Annotated in this window: 12 protein-coding genes; 10 read left to right on the top strand and 2 right to left on the bottom strand. The window is 41.4% G+C overall.

Going from position 1 to position 16,411, the window contains the following annotated elements; genetic code table 11:
• Window positions 1–63 precede the first annotated feature (63 nt).
• The 9 genes from CD33_RS12630 to CD33_RS19495 all read left to right on the top strand — a co-directional run bounded on the left by CD33_RS12630 (window position 64) and on the right by CD33_RS19495 (window position 13,004).
• Window positions 64–417 carry a hypothetical protein gene (locus tag CD33_RS12630; RefSeq protein ID WP_036201249.1) on the top strand — a complete coding sequence of 118 codons (354 nt, stop codon included), beginning with the start codon at window positions 64–66 and terminating at the stop codon, window positions 415–417.
• 235 nt (window positions 418–652) lie between these two features.
• On the top strand, window positions 653–1,753 hold the full coding sequence (locus CD33_RS12625) for an NAD(P)/FAD-dependent oxidoreductase (protein ID WP_036201248.1): 1,101 nt from the start codon (window positions 653–655) through the stop codon (window positions 1,751–1,753).
• 10 nt (window positions 1,754–1,763) lie between these two features.
• The gene (locus CD33_RS12620) at window positions 1,764–3,389 is read left to right on the top strand and encodes a nucleoside recognition domain-containing protein (protein ID WP_036201246.1); all 1,626 of its coding nucleotides are present in this window, start codon (window positions 1,764–1,766) and stop codon (window positions 3,387–3,389) included.
• A 161-nt stretch (window positions 3,390–3,550) separates the two neighbouring features.
• Entirely contained in the window at window positions 3,551–5,014 is a 1,464-nt protein-coding gene (locus CD33_RS12615) for a metal ABC transporter solute-binding protein, Zn/Mn family (RefSeq protein ID WP_036201245.1), read from the top strand.
• A 13-nt stretch (window positions 5,015–5,027) separates the two neighbouring features.
• On the top strand, window positions 5,028–5,672 hold the full coding sequence (locus tag CD33_RS12610; protein WP_036201244.1) for a metal ABC transporter ATP-binding protein: 645 nt from the start codon (window positions 5,028–5,030) through the stop codon (window positions 5,670–5,672).
• Window positions 5,660–6,478: a metal ABC transporter permease gene (locus CD33_RS12605; RefSeq protein ID WP_235863275.1), complete on the top strand. Its 819-nt coding sequence runs from the start codon at window positions 5,660–5,662 to the stop codon at window positions 6,476–6,478. The genes CD33_RS12610 and CD33_RS12605 overlap by 13 nt, the downstream gene beginning before the upstream one ends.
• A gap of 1 nt (window position 6,479) precedes the next feature.
• Window positions 6,480–7,664: a GTP-binding protein gene (locus tag CD33_RS12600; RefSeq protein ID WP_036201243.1), complete on the top strand. Its 1,185-nt coding sequence runs from the start codon at window positions 6,480–6,482 to the stop codon at window positions 7,662–7,664.
• A 402-nt stretch (window positions 7,665–8,066) separates the two neighbouring features.
• The gene (locus CD33_RS19500) at window positions 8,067–11,372 is read left to right on the top strand and encodes an S-layer homology domain-containing protein (RefSeq protein ID WP_052130209.1); all 3,306 of its coding nucleotides are present in this window, start codon (window positions 8,067–8,069) and stop codon (window positions 11,370–11,372) included.
• A 228-nt stretch (window positions 11,373–11,600) separates the two neighbouring features.
• A complete protein-coding gene (locus CD33_RS19495) occupies window positions 11,601–13,004 on the top strand; it encodes an OmpA family protein (RefSeq protein WP_052130208.1) in 1,404 nt (467 codons plus the stop codon).
• A gap of 71 nt (window positions 13,005–13,075) precedes the next feature.
• On the opposite strand, the gene bioB is transcribed toward CD33_RS19495, so the two are convergent.
• Complete coding sequence (bioB, locus tag CD33_RS12585) at window positions 13,076–14,071, bottom strand: biotin synthase BioB (protein ID WP_036201241.1); 996 nt, start codon at window positions 14,069–14,071, stop codon at window positions 13,076–13,078.
• 3 nt (window positions 14,072–14,074) lie between these two features.
• Complete coding sequence (locus CD33_RS12580) at window positions 14,075–14,686, bottom strand: biotin transporter BioY (protein WP_036201240.1); 612 nt, start codon at window positions 14,684–14,686, stop codon at window positions 14,075–14,077.
• A 358-nt stretch (window positions 14,687–15,044) separates the two neighbouring features.
• Here CD33_RS12580 and CD33_RS12575 point away from each other — a divergent pair, with 358 nt between their 5' ends.
• The gene (locus CD33_RS12575; RefSeq protein ID WP_036201239.1) at window positions 15,045–16,406 is read left to right on the top strand and encodes a glycoside hydrolase family 28 protein; all 1,362 of its coding nucleotides are present in this window, start codon (window positions 15,045–15,047) and stop codon (window positions 16,404–16,406) included.
• Window positions 16,407–16,411 lie beyond the last annotated feature (5 nt).

The raw sequence follows: 16,411 nt of genomic DNA, 5'->3' as shown, positions 1-16,411 counted from the left end.
TCAAAGCACTAACACTGTTGTTTGACGAAGAAATAGGGTTTATGAAAAAGGGGACGGCAGAAAATGAATGAGCAGATATTGGAATTATTATTAAAAAGTGAAGTGAAAAAACTTCCTGACGATAAGAGGCAGCTGTATCAGTTCATTATCGACATTGAAGACAGCCTGGTTGAAAAATCAAATTCAGTGGATGAGTATCTTCGAGTTTTTAAAGCGCATTCCCCCTATGCGATAGCAAGCCGGTATTTTAATATGCCTTTCAACACGGTTGCCGAATTAATGAACGAAATAGAAGATGAACTTGCCGAAAGAATCGAAGAGCGCTGTGAAAAATTAAAATGGCTTGATTACACGGATCAATTTATCGAAGCATCTTGTGAAAATAATAGAAGGCAAGTATTTTTGTTCATGAATTAATTACTGGAATCACTATTACGAGTTAGTATGCGAACCTTTAATGTTTGCCTTCAGTAAGGGAAGGGGACACAGGAAGAATTGTGTACAACCGTGGTTTGTCCTGAGTAGGAAAACAAAAAAATTTACGCATTTTTAAATCGTAATAATTACGTTTTGGAATAGTGTAACTTTATTCGAATGGAAATTTCGGGCTGTTTTTAGTTATTGTAAAACAGCCCGATGAGGAGGTATAAAAATGATTACTATTATTGGTGGAGGACCGGCCGGCATTGGGATGGGGGTCTTGCTGAAGCAAAGCGGAATTACCGATTTTGTGATTCTTGAAAGGGATATAGTGGGCTCGACTTTTTTTCAATGGCCCATTGAGACAAGGCTCATCACGCCTTCTTTTACAGCCCATGGATTTGGTCAGTTGGATTTGAATGCCATTCTGCCCGATACTTCACCGGCTTATACCTTCGGAAAAGAGCATTTATCGGGTGAAGAGTACGGGGATTATCTCGATTTAATTACGGGGCATTTCGAATTGCCTGTGCAAGAAAATACAAATGTTTACCGGATAGAAAAAAAGGGGGAACAATACTGGATACAAACAAGTGAGGACGGAGATGGTTTTTATTCAACTTCCGTCATTGTAGCTTGTGGGGAGTTCCAATTCCCTAAACGCCCTTTTTCTTATGGAGTTCATTACGGAGACGTTGTTTCATGGGCCGAACTTGAAGGGCCAAGAGTAATTATAGGCGGCGGGGAAAGTGCGGCGGATGCTGCTTATCACCTAGCAGCTGAAGGGAAGTCGGTCGATGTATACTATCCGGCAAGTACATGGTTTGATACGGAAGTTGACCCGAGTAGGACTTTATCCCCTTTCACGAGAGAACGTTTAAGTATACCGGTTATTTCCAAAAAGATTGTGGAGCATCCGCAGAAACGGGCTGTTTCGGTTGAAAAAAACGATGAAATAAATGGATATTGTATAAAGTTTGAGGATGGTGAGTGCGTCGAAACCGAATGGGAGCCAATTATTTGTACCGGTTTTAGTAATGGTGCAAAACAATTCGCGCACTTGTTTGAATGGAATGAAGAAGGACTTCCTTTCTTAACCGATAAAGATGAATCGACCGTTGCTCCATCTGTATTTTTAATTGGGCCGAGCGTACGTCAATCGAATACGATTTTTTGTTTTATTTATAAATTTAGACAACGTTTTGCGATTGTAGCAGAAGAAATTTTTAAACGGCATGGATTGGAACATACCGCCTCTGTTTTTGAGTTATATAAATCTTCTTCCATGTATTTGGATGATTTGTCATGTTGTGAAAAAGACTGTGCTTGCTAGGGGGGATCTAATGAAAATTGTATTAGTTGGTTTAGAATCCTCCGGCAAGACGACTTTATTGAATGAACTGGCTCCTCATAAGTTTCTTGCGAAAGGGTCTAATATCAAAGGTGCCACTTCAAAAATCGCTGAAGTGGAAGACGGTAGTAAGTTTTATGTCGATACACCAGGAATTCGTATGGGAAGCGAGCTAACAACAAGTCAATATACCCACAAAACAGTATCATCTGCAGATCAACTTTGGCTCGTAGTAAGGGGAACTCATTTTGCGGAAGAACTTCAAGCACTCGAAAGTCTCTTCAATCTTTATAAAGTACCTATTGTTCTTATCGCCACCTTCAAAGACAAGATGGACTTTGCTTCTAAGGAATTACTATCTAATTTCAAAGAAACCAATAGTTTCCCATTGTACATAGTCGATAGTCGAACCCGTGAAACGGAAAAGTTGAAATCTATTCATTCAAACGCGAGGTATGTCACTAAAGAAGAAGTGAGTAAAATCGGTCAATTGCCATTGAAAAAGGTGAAAGCATCTAAAACATTTTTTCAACGGCAATGGGTTGGTCCGTTTTCTGCGATCATCACATTAATATTAATCTATGCGTTGCCTATTTTTCTAGCTTACCAATTTTCGAGCAGGGCGGAATCCTTTGTTGAATCTCATATGATGGAATCATTGGCAAATTGGGGTTTGCGTTTACCGAATCTGATATACACATTGCTTTTAGGTGATTATGGCCTCGTCACCTTGGGCACTTATTCTTTTGTCTGGGCTTTTCCGGTTGTCCTGCTTTTTTCATTAACTGTGGCAATTACGGAAGAAAGCGGGTTGAAGGACCGCATTACGGATGCACTTGATCCCTTAATGCACAAATTTGGGCTTACAGGACAAGATCTTGTCCCCATCATCAATGGGTTTGGTTGTAATGTTGTAGCGATAGAAGCCACCCGCAGCTGCAATATTTGTTCGAGAAAAAATTGTATTTCTGTTATTTCGTTTGGTTCAGCTTGTAGTTATCAAATGGGGGCAACCCTCTCTATTTTTGGGGCTTCTGGTCATATATTGCTAGTTATTCCTTATATGATGGCATTGACGGTGATTTCTTTAATTCATGTGAAAATATGGAGCAAAAATGTGAAGTTACCAAAGTTAAGACAACATAACTCGTTTTTGCAATGGCCTTCCTTTAATACAATAACGTATCGAATTAAACCGGTCATCGGCCAATTTGTGTTTCAGGCGATGCCGATATTTTTACTGATTTGCTTAGTTGCTTCCTTAATGGAAGTTACAGGGTGGATGTCTGGTTTAATTTTACTTGCCACTCCGCTTCTTACGATGGTTGGGTTATCTGAACAAATTGCGCCCGCATTTATCGCCAGTTTATTCCGCAAAGATGGCATTCTTTTGTTAAACCAGGATGGAGGTCATTTTCTTGAACTCATCCCAACAGGAGAATTATTCATCGTCGTCTTTTTATGCAGCACGTTTACTGCTTGTCTTGTAACGTTAATGAAAATAGCCAAAGAGCTTTCGCTAAAGGAGGCTTCACTCATTGCAGGTAAGCAAATGGTGACGAGTGGCGCCAGTGTTGCCATTTTTGCCCTCATACTCTTTCTGATGGAAACGATGTGAAATATATTCATAGTGTTGTCTGAAATAAGTCTTAATTTGGTGATGGTCGTATTACCTTTAACAAAAATGCGACTTGCTTCATGAAAGGTTGAGGGTATTGTTTCGATTTATATGGACCCCCTCGACGATTCAGTAACACATGTATTATAAAGGAGATTAAAATGAATAAAAAATTATTATATACGTCTGTACTAGCGACATCTGTACTATTTGCTGGATGTCAAGCCACTGACGAAACGGAGAAGCAGTTAGAGAATGACTCCCAGAGTGTAAGTGAGAACGAAAAACTTGAAATCGTAACAAGTTTTTATCCGATGTACGAATTTACAAAACAAATAGCAGGGGATACAGCAGAAGTGACAATGCTTATTCCTTCCTCGGTAGAACCTCATGATTGGGAACCTGCAGCGAAAGATTTAGAACGAATTCAAAACGCGGACGCACTTATTTTTAACAATGAAAATATGGAAACTTGGATCGGTAAAGTGGAAGAAACCGTTGATACAAAAAATCTAGCTATAATTGACGCTTCTATGGGCATTGATTTACTCCCATTCACAGCAGGGGAGCATGTTCATGGCGAAGACGACCATGAGGGGGAAACCCATGAGCATGGAAGTGAACAGCATGACCATGAGGGGGAAACCCATGAGCATGGAAGTGAACAGCATGACCATGAGGGGGAAACCCATGAGCATGGAAGTGAACAGCATGACCATGAGGGGGAAACCCATGAGCATGGAAGTGAACAGCATGACCATGAGGGGGAAACCCATGAGCATGGAAGTGAACAGCATGACCATGAGGGGGAAACCCATGAGCATGGAAGTGAACAGCATGACCATGAGGGGGAAACCCATGAGCATGGAAGTGAACAGCATGACCATGAGGGGGAAACCCATGAGCATGGAAGTGAACAGCATGACCATGAGGGGGAAACCCATGAGCATGGAAGTGAACAGCATGACCATGAGGGGGAAACCCATGAGCATGGAAGTGAACAGCATGACCATGAAGGAGAAACCCATGACCATAAAGATGAGCAGCATGAACATGAGGGAGAAACTCAAGAGCATGAAGATGGACATCATGAACATCACCATGAATTTGATCCACACTTATGGTTAAGCCCGAAAATGGCAATAAAAGAAGTTGAAAATATTGCGAACGAATTAATAAAAGTTGCGCCGGAAAATAAAGAAATCTATGAGGAAAATAAAAATAACTATATTGAGAAGTTGCAAGAGTTAGATAGCAAGTTTGAAACAGCTTTAACTAATGTAGGGAATAAAGAAATTATCACCCAACATGCAGCTTTTGGTTATTTAGCACATTCATATGGATTGACACAAGTTCCTATTGCTGGTTTATCTCCAGATGCTGAACCAAGTGCCATGCAGTTAAATGAACTAAAAGAATTCGCAAAAGAGCATAACATTAACACCATTTTCTTTGAAGAAAATGCATCTTCCAAGGTTGCCGAAACACTAGCCAATGAGCTAAATGCCAAGACAGCCGTACTCAATACACTGGAAGGTTTAAGTGAAGAAAACGAAAAGAATAGTGAATCGTATATCAGCATCATGGAAGAGAATTTAACGGTGCTCCAAGAAGCTTTAAAATAAAGGATGAAAAGGGATGACTGAGGCAACGATTGGCTTAGAAAATGTAACTTTTGGATATTTGGGGAATGTGGTCATTGAAAATCTATCGTTTTCAATCCAACAGGGTGATTTTGTGGCAATTACCGGGGAGAATGGTGCTGCGAAAACTACTGCCATGAAGCTTTTATTGGGACTGTTAAAACCATGGAAAGGAACCCGGTTATGGCCGGTAAACTTGAATGTAAGTTATGTGCCGCAGCAAATTTCTTCAATTGAGCAGGATTTTCCTAGCACAGTTTTTGAATTCATTGTTTCCGGTTCATGGAAGTCCAAAAAGTGGTATGAACGAATAACAAAAGAAGATAAAGAAAGAGCTAAAAAACTAATCGACGTATTTGAATTGCAAAACGTTGTAGATCGACCAATTGGTAAACTTTCTGGAGGGCAGAAACAAAAAGCGTGTGTAGCAAGAGCCTTTATGTCACAACCAGATATGTTGCTGCTGGATGAACCAACAACAGGTATGGATGAAAAAATGAGAAATGTATTTTATGAAACATTAAAAAATATGTGCCCCCATGTGACCATCGTTATCATTACTCATCATATAAAAGAATTGAAACCATACATCGATCAAATTATCCAACTTGAAAGAAGGCAAGATACTTGTTTGAATTAGCTTTTATGCAACGGGCTTTGATTGCAGGGATGCTTATCGCCTTGATTGCACCAATTATCGGTGTGTTCCTCATTATGAGGAAACAGTCACTGATTGCAGATACATTAAGCCATATCGCTTTAGCGGGTGTGGCGATTGGCCTGGTGATAGGCAGCCAACCGGAATGGGTAAGTATAATCATCGTCATTTTAGGGGCATTATTAATCGAATTTTTAAGGGCACGTTTTAAAAGCTATTCAGATGTTTCGATAGCAATACTGATGGCCTCGGGCTTATCAATCGCGCTATGTTTAATGTCGATTAGCCCAAAAGGTTCAAAAACAATGGATCAATACTTATTCGGTTCAATTATCACAGTCACACAACAACAGATAATCGAATTTTTAGTAATCGGGATTGGAATATTTCTATATTTCATGATCACCAAACGGGCACTTTATACGATGATTTTTAATGAAGATGTCGCAAAAGTATCCGGCATCCAGACAAAATGGCTCTCGTTTTCATTCAGTGCAGTAATTGGGTTATTTATATCGATGATGATTCCGATGATTGGTATGCTTCTTGTTTCGGCAATCATCATTCTCCCGGCTGCCATTGCAATCCAATTAACGACGCGTTTTCGTTTTGTGTTTGCAATTGCTAGTCTCGTTTCAATTATTTGTACATTTTTAGGACTGGTAAGTTCTTATAAAATTGGCACACCACCCGGTGCTAGTATTGCGCTTTGTATGGTACTTGGTATCTTACTGACGCTATTATATAAAAAAACAAAAGAAGTTGTTTTTAAAAGAATCGGAGAATAATATGAAAAAAATACCTGTTACCGTACTTAGTGGTTATTTAGGTGCTGGTAAAACGACTATCTTAAACTACCTATTACAAAATCGGGAAGGCAAAAAGTTAGCTGTCATTGTCAATGATATGAGTGAAGTAAATATTGATATGCAACTAGTTGAACAACAAGGCTTTTCGAGAACTACCGAAAAACTTGTAGAACTTTCAAATGGCTGTATCTGTTGCACATTGCGTGAAGATTTAATGATTGAAGTGGAAAAATTAGTGCAACAAGGGGACATTGAGGGCATCGTTATTGAATCAACAGGTATAAGCGAACCGATACCTGTCGCTCAAACATTTACTTATATTAATGAGGAAACAGGAATAGACTTAACGGCTCATTGTTATCTTGATACGATGATTACGGTTGTGGATTCATTCCGATTTTGGAAAGACTACGAAAGTGGCGAAACCTTATTAGAACGCCAACAAACTGATGATCCATCAGATCAACGGGACGTTTCCGATTTATTAATTGATCAGCTTGAATTTGCGAATATTTTTTGTATTACGAAAACAGATTTAGTTACAGCGGAATATTTAGAGACATTCCAAGCATTTTTATCAAAAATCAACCCGGCAGCAGAACAGCATATTGTTGAAGGTGGAGTAATCTCCCCAAATATCTTATTGAATCGTCATTTATTTGATTTCGACCAAGCAAGTAGCAGTGCTGGATGGATAAAAGAACTAAATGAAGAACATACACCTGAAACAGTGGAGTATGGTATCACATCTTTTGTTTATCGCAGGAAGCGGCCTTTCCATCCTGAGAGATGGTATCAATGGTTAGAAGAATTGCCGGCTGGAATTGTGCGTGGAAAAGGCTTTTTTTGGTTAGCCAGTCGTACTATCCCTGGTATAATATCGCAAGCAGGAGCCTCAGTACAGTTTCAAGGTGGTGGAGAGTGGGTAGCAAGCTTGGCTTCTGAAGAGCAAGAGATAGAGTTCCAAGAAGATCCGTCTTTAAAAGATAGATGGGATCCTATTTTCGGCGATCGCCAAACAGAAATTGTTTGGATTGGAATCGAATTGGACCAAAATAAAATTGAACATGAATTAGATGAGTGTTTATTAACCGATTCAGAAATGAAGGAAGATTGGAGCAAATTCATTGACCCACTTCCTAAGTTTACTTTTGATGGAGATTAGTGTTCGAATTTAAGTACTAGTTAGACAGCAGATAAACCCTAAAAGGAGGTTATCTGCTGTTTTTTTTATACATAACGTTGACCACCTTTTTGAATGGAGTGTTAGAAGCGTAACTACATTTGGAATGCAGATTTTAAGAAACAATCATACCGTGAAAATGATTGCCCAATTGTTCGATCTTCTTAATGATAAAGATAAGGGGAGTTTTTGTGTGGTTGAAAGAAGTATGAAGCAAACTTCATACAAATAAGTAAAAAATAGGTATTGAATATTATAGATTGCTCTTCGAATGTTACCAAAGTATTATATTTTCTACAAAATTAGCTATTCTAGTTATAAAAAGGCTGATATACTTAATCTCAGCTTATTGGCAAACTATTAACTATTTTAGGAGATTAGTGAATGAAAAAAACATTATCTGTTTTAGCAGCAGCTTCTTTGCTTCTGCCTCCCCAGTTTATATTGGGACAACATGTATCAGCAAATGATCAATTATTTCCTCAGTTATCTGAAGATGCCTATTGGGATAATGGAGGGAAATTCTCATTAGACGCTTCTAATTATGTTGGGACATCTACCTCTCCAGAACTTGGTGAACAAAAGTCTGCTCTAAAATTCAATCTAGCTGACATAACTGGGTCAATTTCTAAAGCAACATTACGTATCTACATAACTAATAAGTATAGCGATTCGAATGTAATCGGACATTTACCATCAGTAACCCTCTATGGTGTTGAGAGTGATAGTTCTTGGGCAGGAAGTCAAATGCCTAGTCCAGATTCGCCTCCCTTGATTGAGAATGATACTGATTTTGAAGTAGGCTGGAAGGAATTTGATGTAACAACGTTTGTGCATAGGCAATTAACTGGAGATGGAGAGGCTACTTTCTTTATGACTGGCAGTAGCGAACCAGGGGTTATGTTTGAATACAGCTCTGATGATTACGCGGACCCAAGTTACCATCCACAACTGGTGCTGGAGATGCAGCCTGAACCCGCGCAACAACCAATTATTACAGGTGCTTCCACGATGGAAGACACACTTTCTGTCAATGGGTTAATCATCTCGACGGAGACGGGGACGATGCCGACCCATTATAAGATTACGGACATTGCTGGCGGTATATTGTACAGGAACGATGGTGCATCAATCATTCATAATGGTGACTTCATCACTAGCTCGGAAGGATTAGCGGGATTGAAATATTTACCTGCAGAAAATGCGAATGATGAAGGTGGTGGGCCATTTACTTTTAAAGTATGGGCAGCTCTTGATAATACAGGTAGTGGCCTGAGTGAAAGTGCAGCGCAAGCAATCATCAATGTCAGCGAGGTCAATGATGATCCGGTGGCAAATAATGATGTACTGGATTCGATTGACGAAGACTCGGGAGAGCGGGTGATTCCTCTAGCAGACTTATTAGCAAACGACACGGCTGGGCCATCTAATGAAAATGGTCAAGAGCTTACTATTGAAACGGTCAATCTTCCAATAGGTGGTACAGTGCGTCTAGAAGGGACAAATGTGGTTTTCACGACTGCACCCAATTTTTCTGGAAATGCCGGTTTTTCCTATATATTAAAAGACAATGGGAACCCCGATCCAAAAATGGCTACGGGAACAGTCTCCTTTACTGTAAATCCAAAAATCGATATTCCGACTGTTACAAATGCCGAGACGGCGGAGGATACGCAAAGTACTGACGGACTCGTCATCACACGGAATGCCGTTGATGGAGCAGAAGTTACACACTTTAAGATCACCGGAATTACTGGCGGTATGTTATATCAGAATGATGGAGCGACCGAGATTAAAAATGGAGATTTCATTACCGCTTCTGAAGGTGGTTCAGGACTTAAATTTACGCCGGCAGCCAATGCGTATGGTGATGCGGGATTTGGGTTCAATGTACAAGCGGCAAACGGTAGCAGCAATAATAGTGAGCTAAGCGAAGTAGCAGAAGCGATTATCAAGGTGACGGAAGTGAATGATTCACCTATGGTGGTGGGTGATACACTTGAAGCTGTAGGTATAAACACACCAAAAGTCTCCATTCCATTTACGAAACTGCTTGAAAATGACCATCCAGGAAATGAGTTTGAAAATGGACAAGAGTTGACGATCATTGCTGCGGATAATGCTATAGGTGGAACCGTTACCCTTGTAGACAATCAAATTGAGTTTGTTCCAGACATGGATTTTAGTGGTACGGCCTCCTTTACCTATACAGTGAGGGATAATGGACAAACAAATGGCGCTGATGCATTTAAGACGGCAACAGCATTAGTGGAATTCGAGATCAAAGATAATGTGGAACCTGTTATTACACTTCAGGGTGAACAAAATGTTTTCTTACAGGTCGGTACGGAATACCAAGAACCGGGATACGCCGCAGAAGATAATATCGATGGCGATCTGACAGGCGAAGTGACGGTATCGGGTACAGTAGATTCGAACGTTTTGGGCAGTTATACTCTCCGTTATCATGTATCAGATTCGAATGGGAACGATACGGAAGTAACCCGTACAGTACAAGTAGTGTCCGCAGATTTAGTTTCAATTTCAACACAAGCAGGAAATCTACAGCCGACATTTACTGCAGATACAGTGTCTTATACTATGAATGTAGCTAATCAAGTTAGCGTTGTGGATGTGGCAGCGAATCCTGTGGATCCTACAGCCACGGTTACTGTAAATGGTATCACTGTGAATATTGACGAGATAAGTAATGTGAACTTGAGAGTTGGTCAAAATCCAATTGTTATTGTGGTAACGACACAGGGAGGATTCACGAAAACTTACACACTTAACGTGATACGTCAATCTGCTCCAACGGAACCGAGTACGCCAGGAGGAACGACGCAACCAAGTACACCGGGAGGAACGACACAACCAAGTACACCAGGTGAAACGACGCAACCAAGTACGCCAAGTGAAACGACACAACCGAGTACACCGGGTGAAACGACGCAACCAAGTACACCGGGAGGAACGACTCAACCAACAACACCAGGTGAAACGACTCAACCGACACCATCACCTGTTCCCAATAATATTTTCAACTCAAATGTCATTGAGTCGGACACGGATATTGTGGAAGTAATTCAAGCAAAAGTTGCAGAAGCTAATAAGGGTGTACAGAAACCGGTACCTTATGATGTGAAAGGGCATTGGGCTGAGAAAACGGTATCTTCTCTTACAAAGCTTGAAATCATTAACGGCTACACAGATGGTGCGATGAAACCGGACCAAGTAATTACACGGGGAGAGTACGTTTCCATTCTCTCACGTATTTTCAATGTGAATGGGACTAAACCGGCAACTTTCAATGATGTGAATGGGCACTGGGCAAGAAATGCCATAAACGATTTCGCTTCTGCAGGGATCATTAGTGGTTATGGGAATGGCAAATTCCAACCAAATAAGGCGATTACTCGAGAAGAAATGGTAGTTATACTTTCCCGACTTATAAATCTTAATGACCTACCGGAATCTTCATCACCTGATGCATTTACTGATCGTGATGCGATTACTCCGTATGCAAAAGATGCGATCGATGCATCATTGCAGTTGGGGATTATTACAGGGCAAGGCGGAAATAAATTCAATCCCCAAGGCCTTTCAACCCGTGCTGAAACAATGACCGTTATTATCAATATATTGAACCTTCATCCAGAGATTAAACTGTTGCTGGATTCCTTGAATTAACTCAAATAAAATAAAGGCCTATCATTGTAAAAGAGATATTTTAAATAAACTTCTTGAGCTCATATTCCTTATTGGTGAATATGAGCTCTATTTTATATGTTGTACATGAAACAGCAGTACAGCTACCACCTTTTAAATAAATGCCCTTCCTCCTAGGACTACACACCCATTCCAAAACTTATGAAAGTCATTTACGCTATAGATAGAAATGGAAATTAGGAGGAAACTATGAAAAGAAAAACAACCTGGTTGTCACTTGTTTTGTTAACAATATTTCTGTTGGTTGGATGTGAGAGTAAAGGAGAATCACAGCCGGAAAAAGAGAGAAACGGAAGTGTTGAGACAAGTCAAGTAGATAAAGAAACAGAAGCAGAATCAGATAACAAAGATGAAAAAGAAAATCCCGCTGACATCCAATTAAGTGGAGAAGTAGTGAACGAAAATGGAAAGTTGGTAGTCAAAGGGAAGAGTAATTTGATGGAAGGGACAAAAGTGAAGATCGATTGGCTGGATCGGCCGTTTTCAATTCGGAATCCGGTTTGCCTTCTTTGTGAGAAAGGTGCAGATGTCAATCAAAATGGAGAGTTTACCTTTGAAATCCCTACAGATTTAAAGAATTACGGTTATGTGTTGGTTACAATGGAAGTTCTGCTAGGAAATGTGCAGAGCGATGAGGTGAAGGCCGTTTATGGTGAATATGGGGAGAACTTGAAAGGTCCTTTTGTCTATAAGTATGAACGAATGGATGAAGAATACCAGAAAATCTTTGCTTCGACTCTCGTATTGCCTAGTGGCGAACAAAAGGTGTATCCGATTGAAACACCGAAAAGGGATGAGGTGCCGGATGATTATGGCAGCACGGATGTATGGGTTGAAACAGAATTAACGAATGACCATCACTATTTCTATGTAAAAGGGAAGTCCAATTTGTTAGAAGGAACAGCGATGGTTGCTTCCTATTTTTCATCGAAAGACGCTGCTGTTGCACAAAATTGGGTAAGTTCCAGTGCCAATGTGGTAAGTGATGGATCGTTTACATTGCAGATTCCATATGACACGATTACAGAAACCGGCAGCATTGTTATTACTTCCAAACCTCAAAATTCGCATATTTTGCAAACAAAGATGAACGAAACTTATGGGGAATCGTTTGAAAAGATGCGTGGGGAACAAGTCGTTCCAAATGAAGAAGGCGGGAATAAGATTGAAATCGTCCTTCACCCTGAGCCGCCGATCGTCAACGCCCCGGAAAAAACGAATGTCACGACGGATGGTGAGGAAACAAAAATTCAATTGCCTGATGACATTTTGTTCGATCACGATCAAAGCGATTTGAAACCTGATGCACAAAAAACATTGAATGAGTTGATTCAAAACTTGGCCACATTGAAAGCCGATACCGTGATTCAAATTAATGGCCATACGGATAATGGAGGCGATGACCAATACAACATGACGTTATCCGAAAAGCGTGCGAAATCGGTGGAGACCTACTTGCACCAAAGCGGAAAAGTCGACCATATCCAGATGAGTACAGCCGGGTACGGTGAAACGATGCCGCTTGCCCTAAACAACTCGGAAGAAGGCAAAGCAAAAAATCGCCGGGTCGAAATTGTCATCAATCCGAAATAATACAAAAAGAAAGTGCAAATTCAGCTTAAACGAATTTGCACTTTTTCTTTTCGGATCTATGATCATCCAAATTACACTCTGCTCAATTCCGCCTGTTTCTCTGTCAATTCGATTTCGAAACCCAAATCCTCCAGCATCCAATAATCCATGTTTTCTTCTTGGCCGGCGGTTGTCAGGTAGTCGCCGACAAAGATGCTATTGGCAGCGTATAGGGCAAGGGGCTGTAGTGTCCGCAAATTGACTTCGCGTCCACCGGCGACCCGGATTTCCTTCGTTGGGTTCATATAGCGGAACAGAGCGAGAACTTTCAGGCAATACATTGGGTTTAATTCCTTCGTTCCTTCCAGCTTTGTGCCATCGATGGCGTTGAGGAAGTTGATCGGGATTGAATCTGCATCGAGCGCCCTTAATGCCCGCGCAATATGGACAACATCCTCCTTCGTTTCCTTCATGCCGATGATGGCCCCGGAGCAAGGGGAAATGCCGTGTTTCTTTACAATGTCGATTGTGTTGATTCGATCGTCGTATGTGTGGGTAGTCGTTATATAATCGTGATGGCGCTTAGAGGTATTGACGTTATGATTATAGCGATCGACCCCTGCTTGTTTTAACTGCTCTGCCTGCTCTTCCTTGAGCAACCCGAGGCAGGCGCAAACTTTCAAACCATACTTTTCTTTTATTTCGGCAACCGCTTCACTCACTACCTTGACATCTTTACGGGTTGGGCCGCGTCCGCTTGCCACGATGCAGTAGGTGCCAATTTTGTTATCGAAAGCCCGTTTGGCCCCGTCCAAAATTTCCTCTTTCGTAATGAATGGATATTTATCGATGGGCGCCGTTGATTTGGATGATTGCGAACAATAGCCACAATCTTCCGGACAGTATCCACTTTTTGCATTCATGATCATGTTCAACTTCACTTTTTTCCCGTAATAATGCTTCCGGATTTGAAATGCGCCATGCAGCAGCGGGAGCAATTCATCGTCATCGGAAGTTAAAATAGCGAGTGCTTCTTGGTCGCTTAATTCTTTACCATTAATCACATCTTGAGCAAGTCTTGTCCACATAAGTCAATCCTCCAATTTGGTTGTTTTGATCGGTAAAATTTTTAAAATCTTTTGAAGCCGGAATGCCAGAAAGGCTGCAAAAATTGCTAAAATGATATCTTTTGGGAGCGGTACGAGCATCCAGCCCCAGATAAGCTGATAGGAAAGTTCGGGTGGTGCATCCGCCCAAAATTTGTACGATAGATACATCCAGTTCGTTCCCGCTGTATAAATAACGAACATTGATAAAAGCGCGGCGATAATGTAGTGCTTTAACGTTTGGAATGTCTCCACGATTTTCCCTGTCAAATAGGCGGCAAGGATGAAGGTTACAATAAAACCGAAAGTCGGTGATAGAATACTATCGAAGCCGCCACTGAATTTTGCGAAAACGGGTGCCCCCGCCAAGCCGATCAGCATGTAGACAGTACAGGCGATGGCACCATTCCTGCTGCCCAGCACAAGCCCTGCCAGCACAGCAAAAAATGTTTGTAATGTAATCGGCACTCCACCAACGACGAAAAATGGGGCAAATGATGTAATATTGGCTCCAATCATCATCAGGGTGGCAAACATCCCACAATACACTAAATCCACCACGTTTGTTTTGGAGAGTGTCTTTTGTACAGTGCTCACTAGTCTAATTCCTCCTTCTTTTGTGTTAACTTTAATTTTAAGTGGGTTAACACAAATTTATATTAATCCTATTTTTTTGTCAATCTCCCATTTTATTGGTATTAAAGGCGCTAGAAAAATTGAGAGTGATAAGCTGCTCCGCAATCTACAAAAGTAAGTTTCACTTTAGTCAAAGCCTAAATTTCATCCGGTGTTAAGCGTTTATAAATTAGCCATTCCCATAGAGCTTATTAATCTACCGAATTTTTCGACTTTAATAGTTGATAACCAAAAGGCACATTGTTATATAATGGGTTATATCTTTTGTTTTTTGTTAAAGGGGAATTGGGAAAAGGCATTAAATAGGGGGGGATCAGTTATGAGTCAACGATTTATTGCAGGTACATATGATATTACGAGTTTTGGGGCAATAGGCGATGGACAAACAGTAAACACGGAGATGATCGCAAAGGCGATCGATGCTTGCTTTTCGGCCGGCGGAGGGACGGTTTATGTTCCAGCTGGCGAGTTTGTGACGGGAGCCATCATATTGAAAAGCAACATTCATCTCTACTTGGAAGCAGGGGCTGTTTTGTCATTCACAAATGATAAAAGGCAATACCCGATCGTCGAGTCGCGATGGGAAGGGGTGCGCCAAGAAGTCCATGCCTCGTGCATCTATGCGGAGGATGCGGAAAATATCGCTCTTACGGGATTCGGTACGTTGAGAGGCAATGGCGCCTTTTGGTGGGATGCTTTCCGTAGCGGCGAGCTGACTTATCCGAGACCGAAGTTGGTGAGTTTCGATCAATGCCGCCACGTGCAAATTTCAGGCATTAAATTATTGAATTCGCCAAGCTGGACGGTGCATCCGGTTTGCTGCGAAGATGTCGTCATTCATGGCATCACGATCATCAATCCGGCTGATTCGCCGAATACAGATGGCATTAACCCGGAATCGAGCAGGAATGTACGGATTTCGGATAGTTACATTGATGTCGGGGATGATTGCATCGCCATCAAGGCAGGAACCGAGGATACAGCAGAGCGTGTCGCCTGCGAAAATATTACGATTGCGAACTGCACGATGATCCACGGGCATGGCGGCATCGTGCTCGGCAGCGAAATGAGCGGGGACATCCGCAATGTCACGGTTTCCAATTGCGTATTCGAAGGGACGGATAGAGGCATCCGCTTCAAATCAAGAAGGGGGCGCGGTGGCGTCATTGAAGACATCCGCGTAAACAATATTGTGATGAAGGGCGTTATCTGTCCTTTCATTCTAAATTTATATTATTATTTTGGCCCACGGGGAACAGAATCTTTTGTCTCGGATAAAAATCCTCATCCGATCACGGAGGCGACCCCTATTTTCAGGCGGATTCATTTTTCCAACATTACAGCGCGCGAAGTAAGTGCGGCGGCAGGTTTCTTATATGGATTGGCTGAAATGTATGTAGAAGACATTACATTCGATCATGTCGATATCTCCATGTCCGAACACGCGGAAGCGGCATTGCCGGCAATGATGGCGGAGCTCGAGCCGATGAAGCAGCGGGGCTTTTATTGTTCCAATGTTCGTGACGTCCGCTTCCACCATGTCACGGTTGCCAATCATGAAGGACCGGCATTTTATGTGGAGAATGGCGAAAATATCGAGCTGTTTTCTTGCCGTTCCAAAGATCCTCTAAATCATGAAGCGGTGCTCACTGTCTTTGAAAATGTCATCAGCACGAATTAACAAAA

It is taken from the genome of Ureibacillus sinduriensis BLB-1 = JCM 15800, assembly GCF_000772955.1.
Taxonomy (GTDB): Bacteria; Bacillota; Bacilli; order Bacillales_A; family Planococcaceae; genus Ureibacillus; species Ureibacillus sinduriensis.
This window is presented reverse-complemented; position numbering and strand designations above follow the sequence as displayed.

Bases quoted from the DNA above. Each gene is read 5' to 3' on its own strand.
- CD33_RS12600 (WP_036201243.1), top strand. From the start codon at position 6,480: ATGAAAAAAATACCTGTTACCGTACTTAGTGGTTATTTAGGTGCTGGT.
- CD33_RS12625 (WP_036201248.1), top strand. From the start codon at position 653: ATGATTACTATTATTGGTGGAGGACCGGCCGGCATTGGGATGGGGGTC.
- CD33_RS12575 (WP_036201239.1), top strand. From the start codon at position 15,045: ATGAGTCAACGATTTATTGCAGGTACATATGATATTACGAGTTTTGGG.
- CD33_RS12620 (WP_036201246.1), top strand. From the start codon at position 1,764: ATGAAAATTGTATTAGTTGGTTTAGAATCCTCCGGCAAGACGACTTTA.
- bioB (WP_036201241.1), bottom strand. From the start codon at position 14,071: ATGTGGACAAGACTTGCTCAAGATGTGATTAATGGTAAAGAATTAAGC.
- CD33_RS12630 (WP_036201249.1), top strand. From the start codon at position 64: ATGAATGAGCAGATATTGGAATTATTATTAAAAAGTGAAGTGAAAAAA.
- CD33_RS12615 (WP_036201245.1), top strand. From the start codon at position 3,551: ATGAATAAAAAATTATTATATACGTCTGTACTAGCGACATCTGTACTA.
- CD33_RS19500 (WP_052130209.1), top strand. From the start codon at position 8,067: ATGAAAAAAACATTATCTGTTTTAGCAGCAGCTTCTTTGCTTCTGCCT.
- CD33_RS19495 (WP_052130208.1), top strand. From the start codon at position 11,601: ATGAAAAGAAAAACAACCTGGTTGTCACTTGTTTTGTTAACAATATTT.
- CD33_RS12610 (WP_036201244.1), top strand. From the start codon at position 5,028: ATGACTGAGGCAACGATTGGCTTAGAAAATGTAACTTTTGGATATTTG.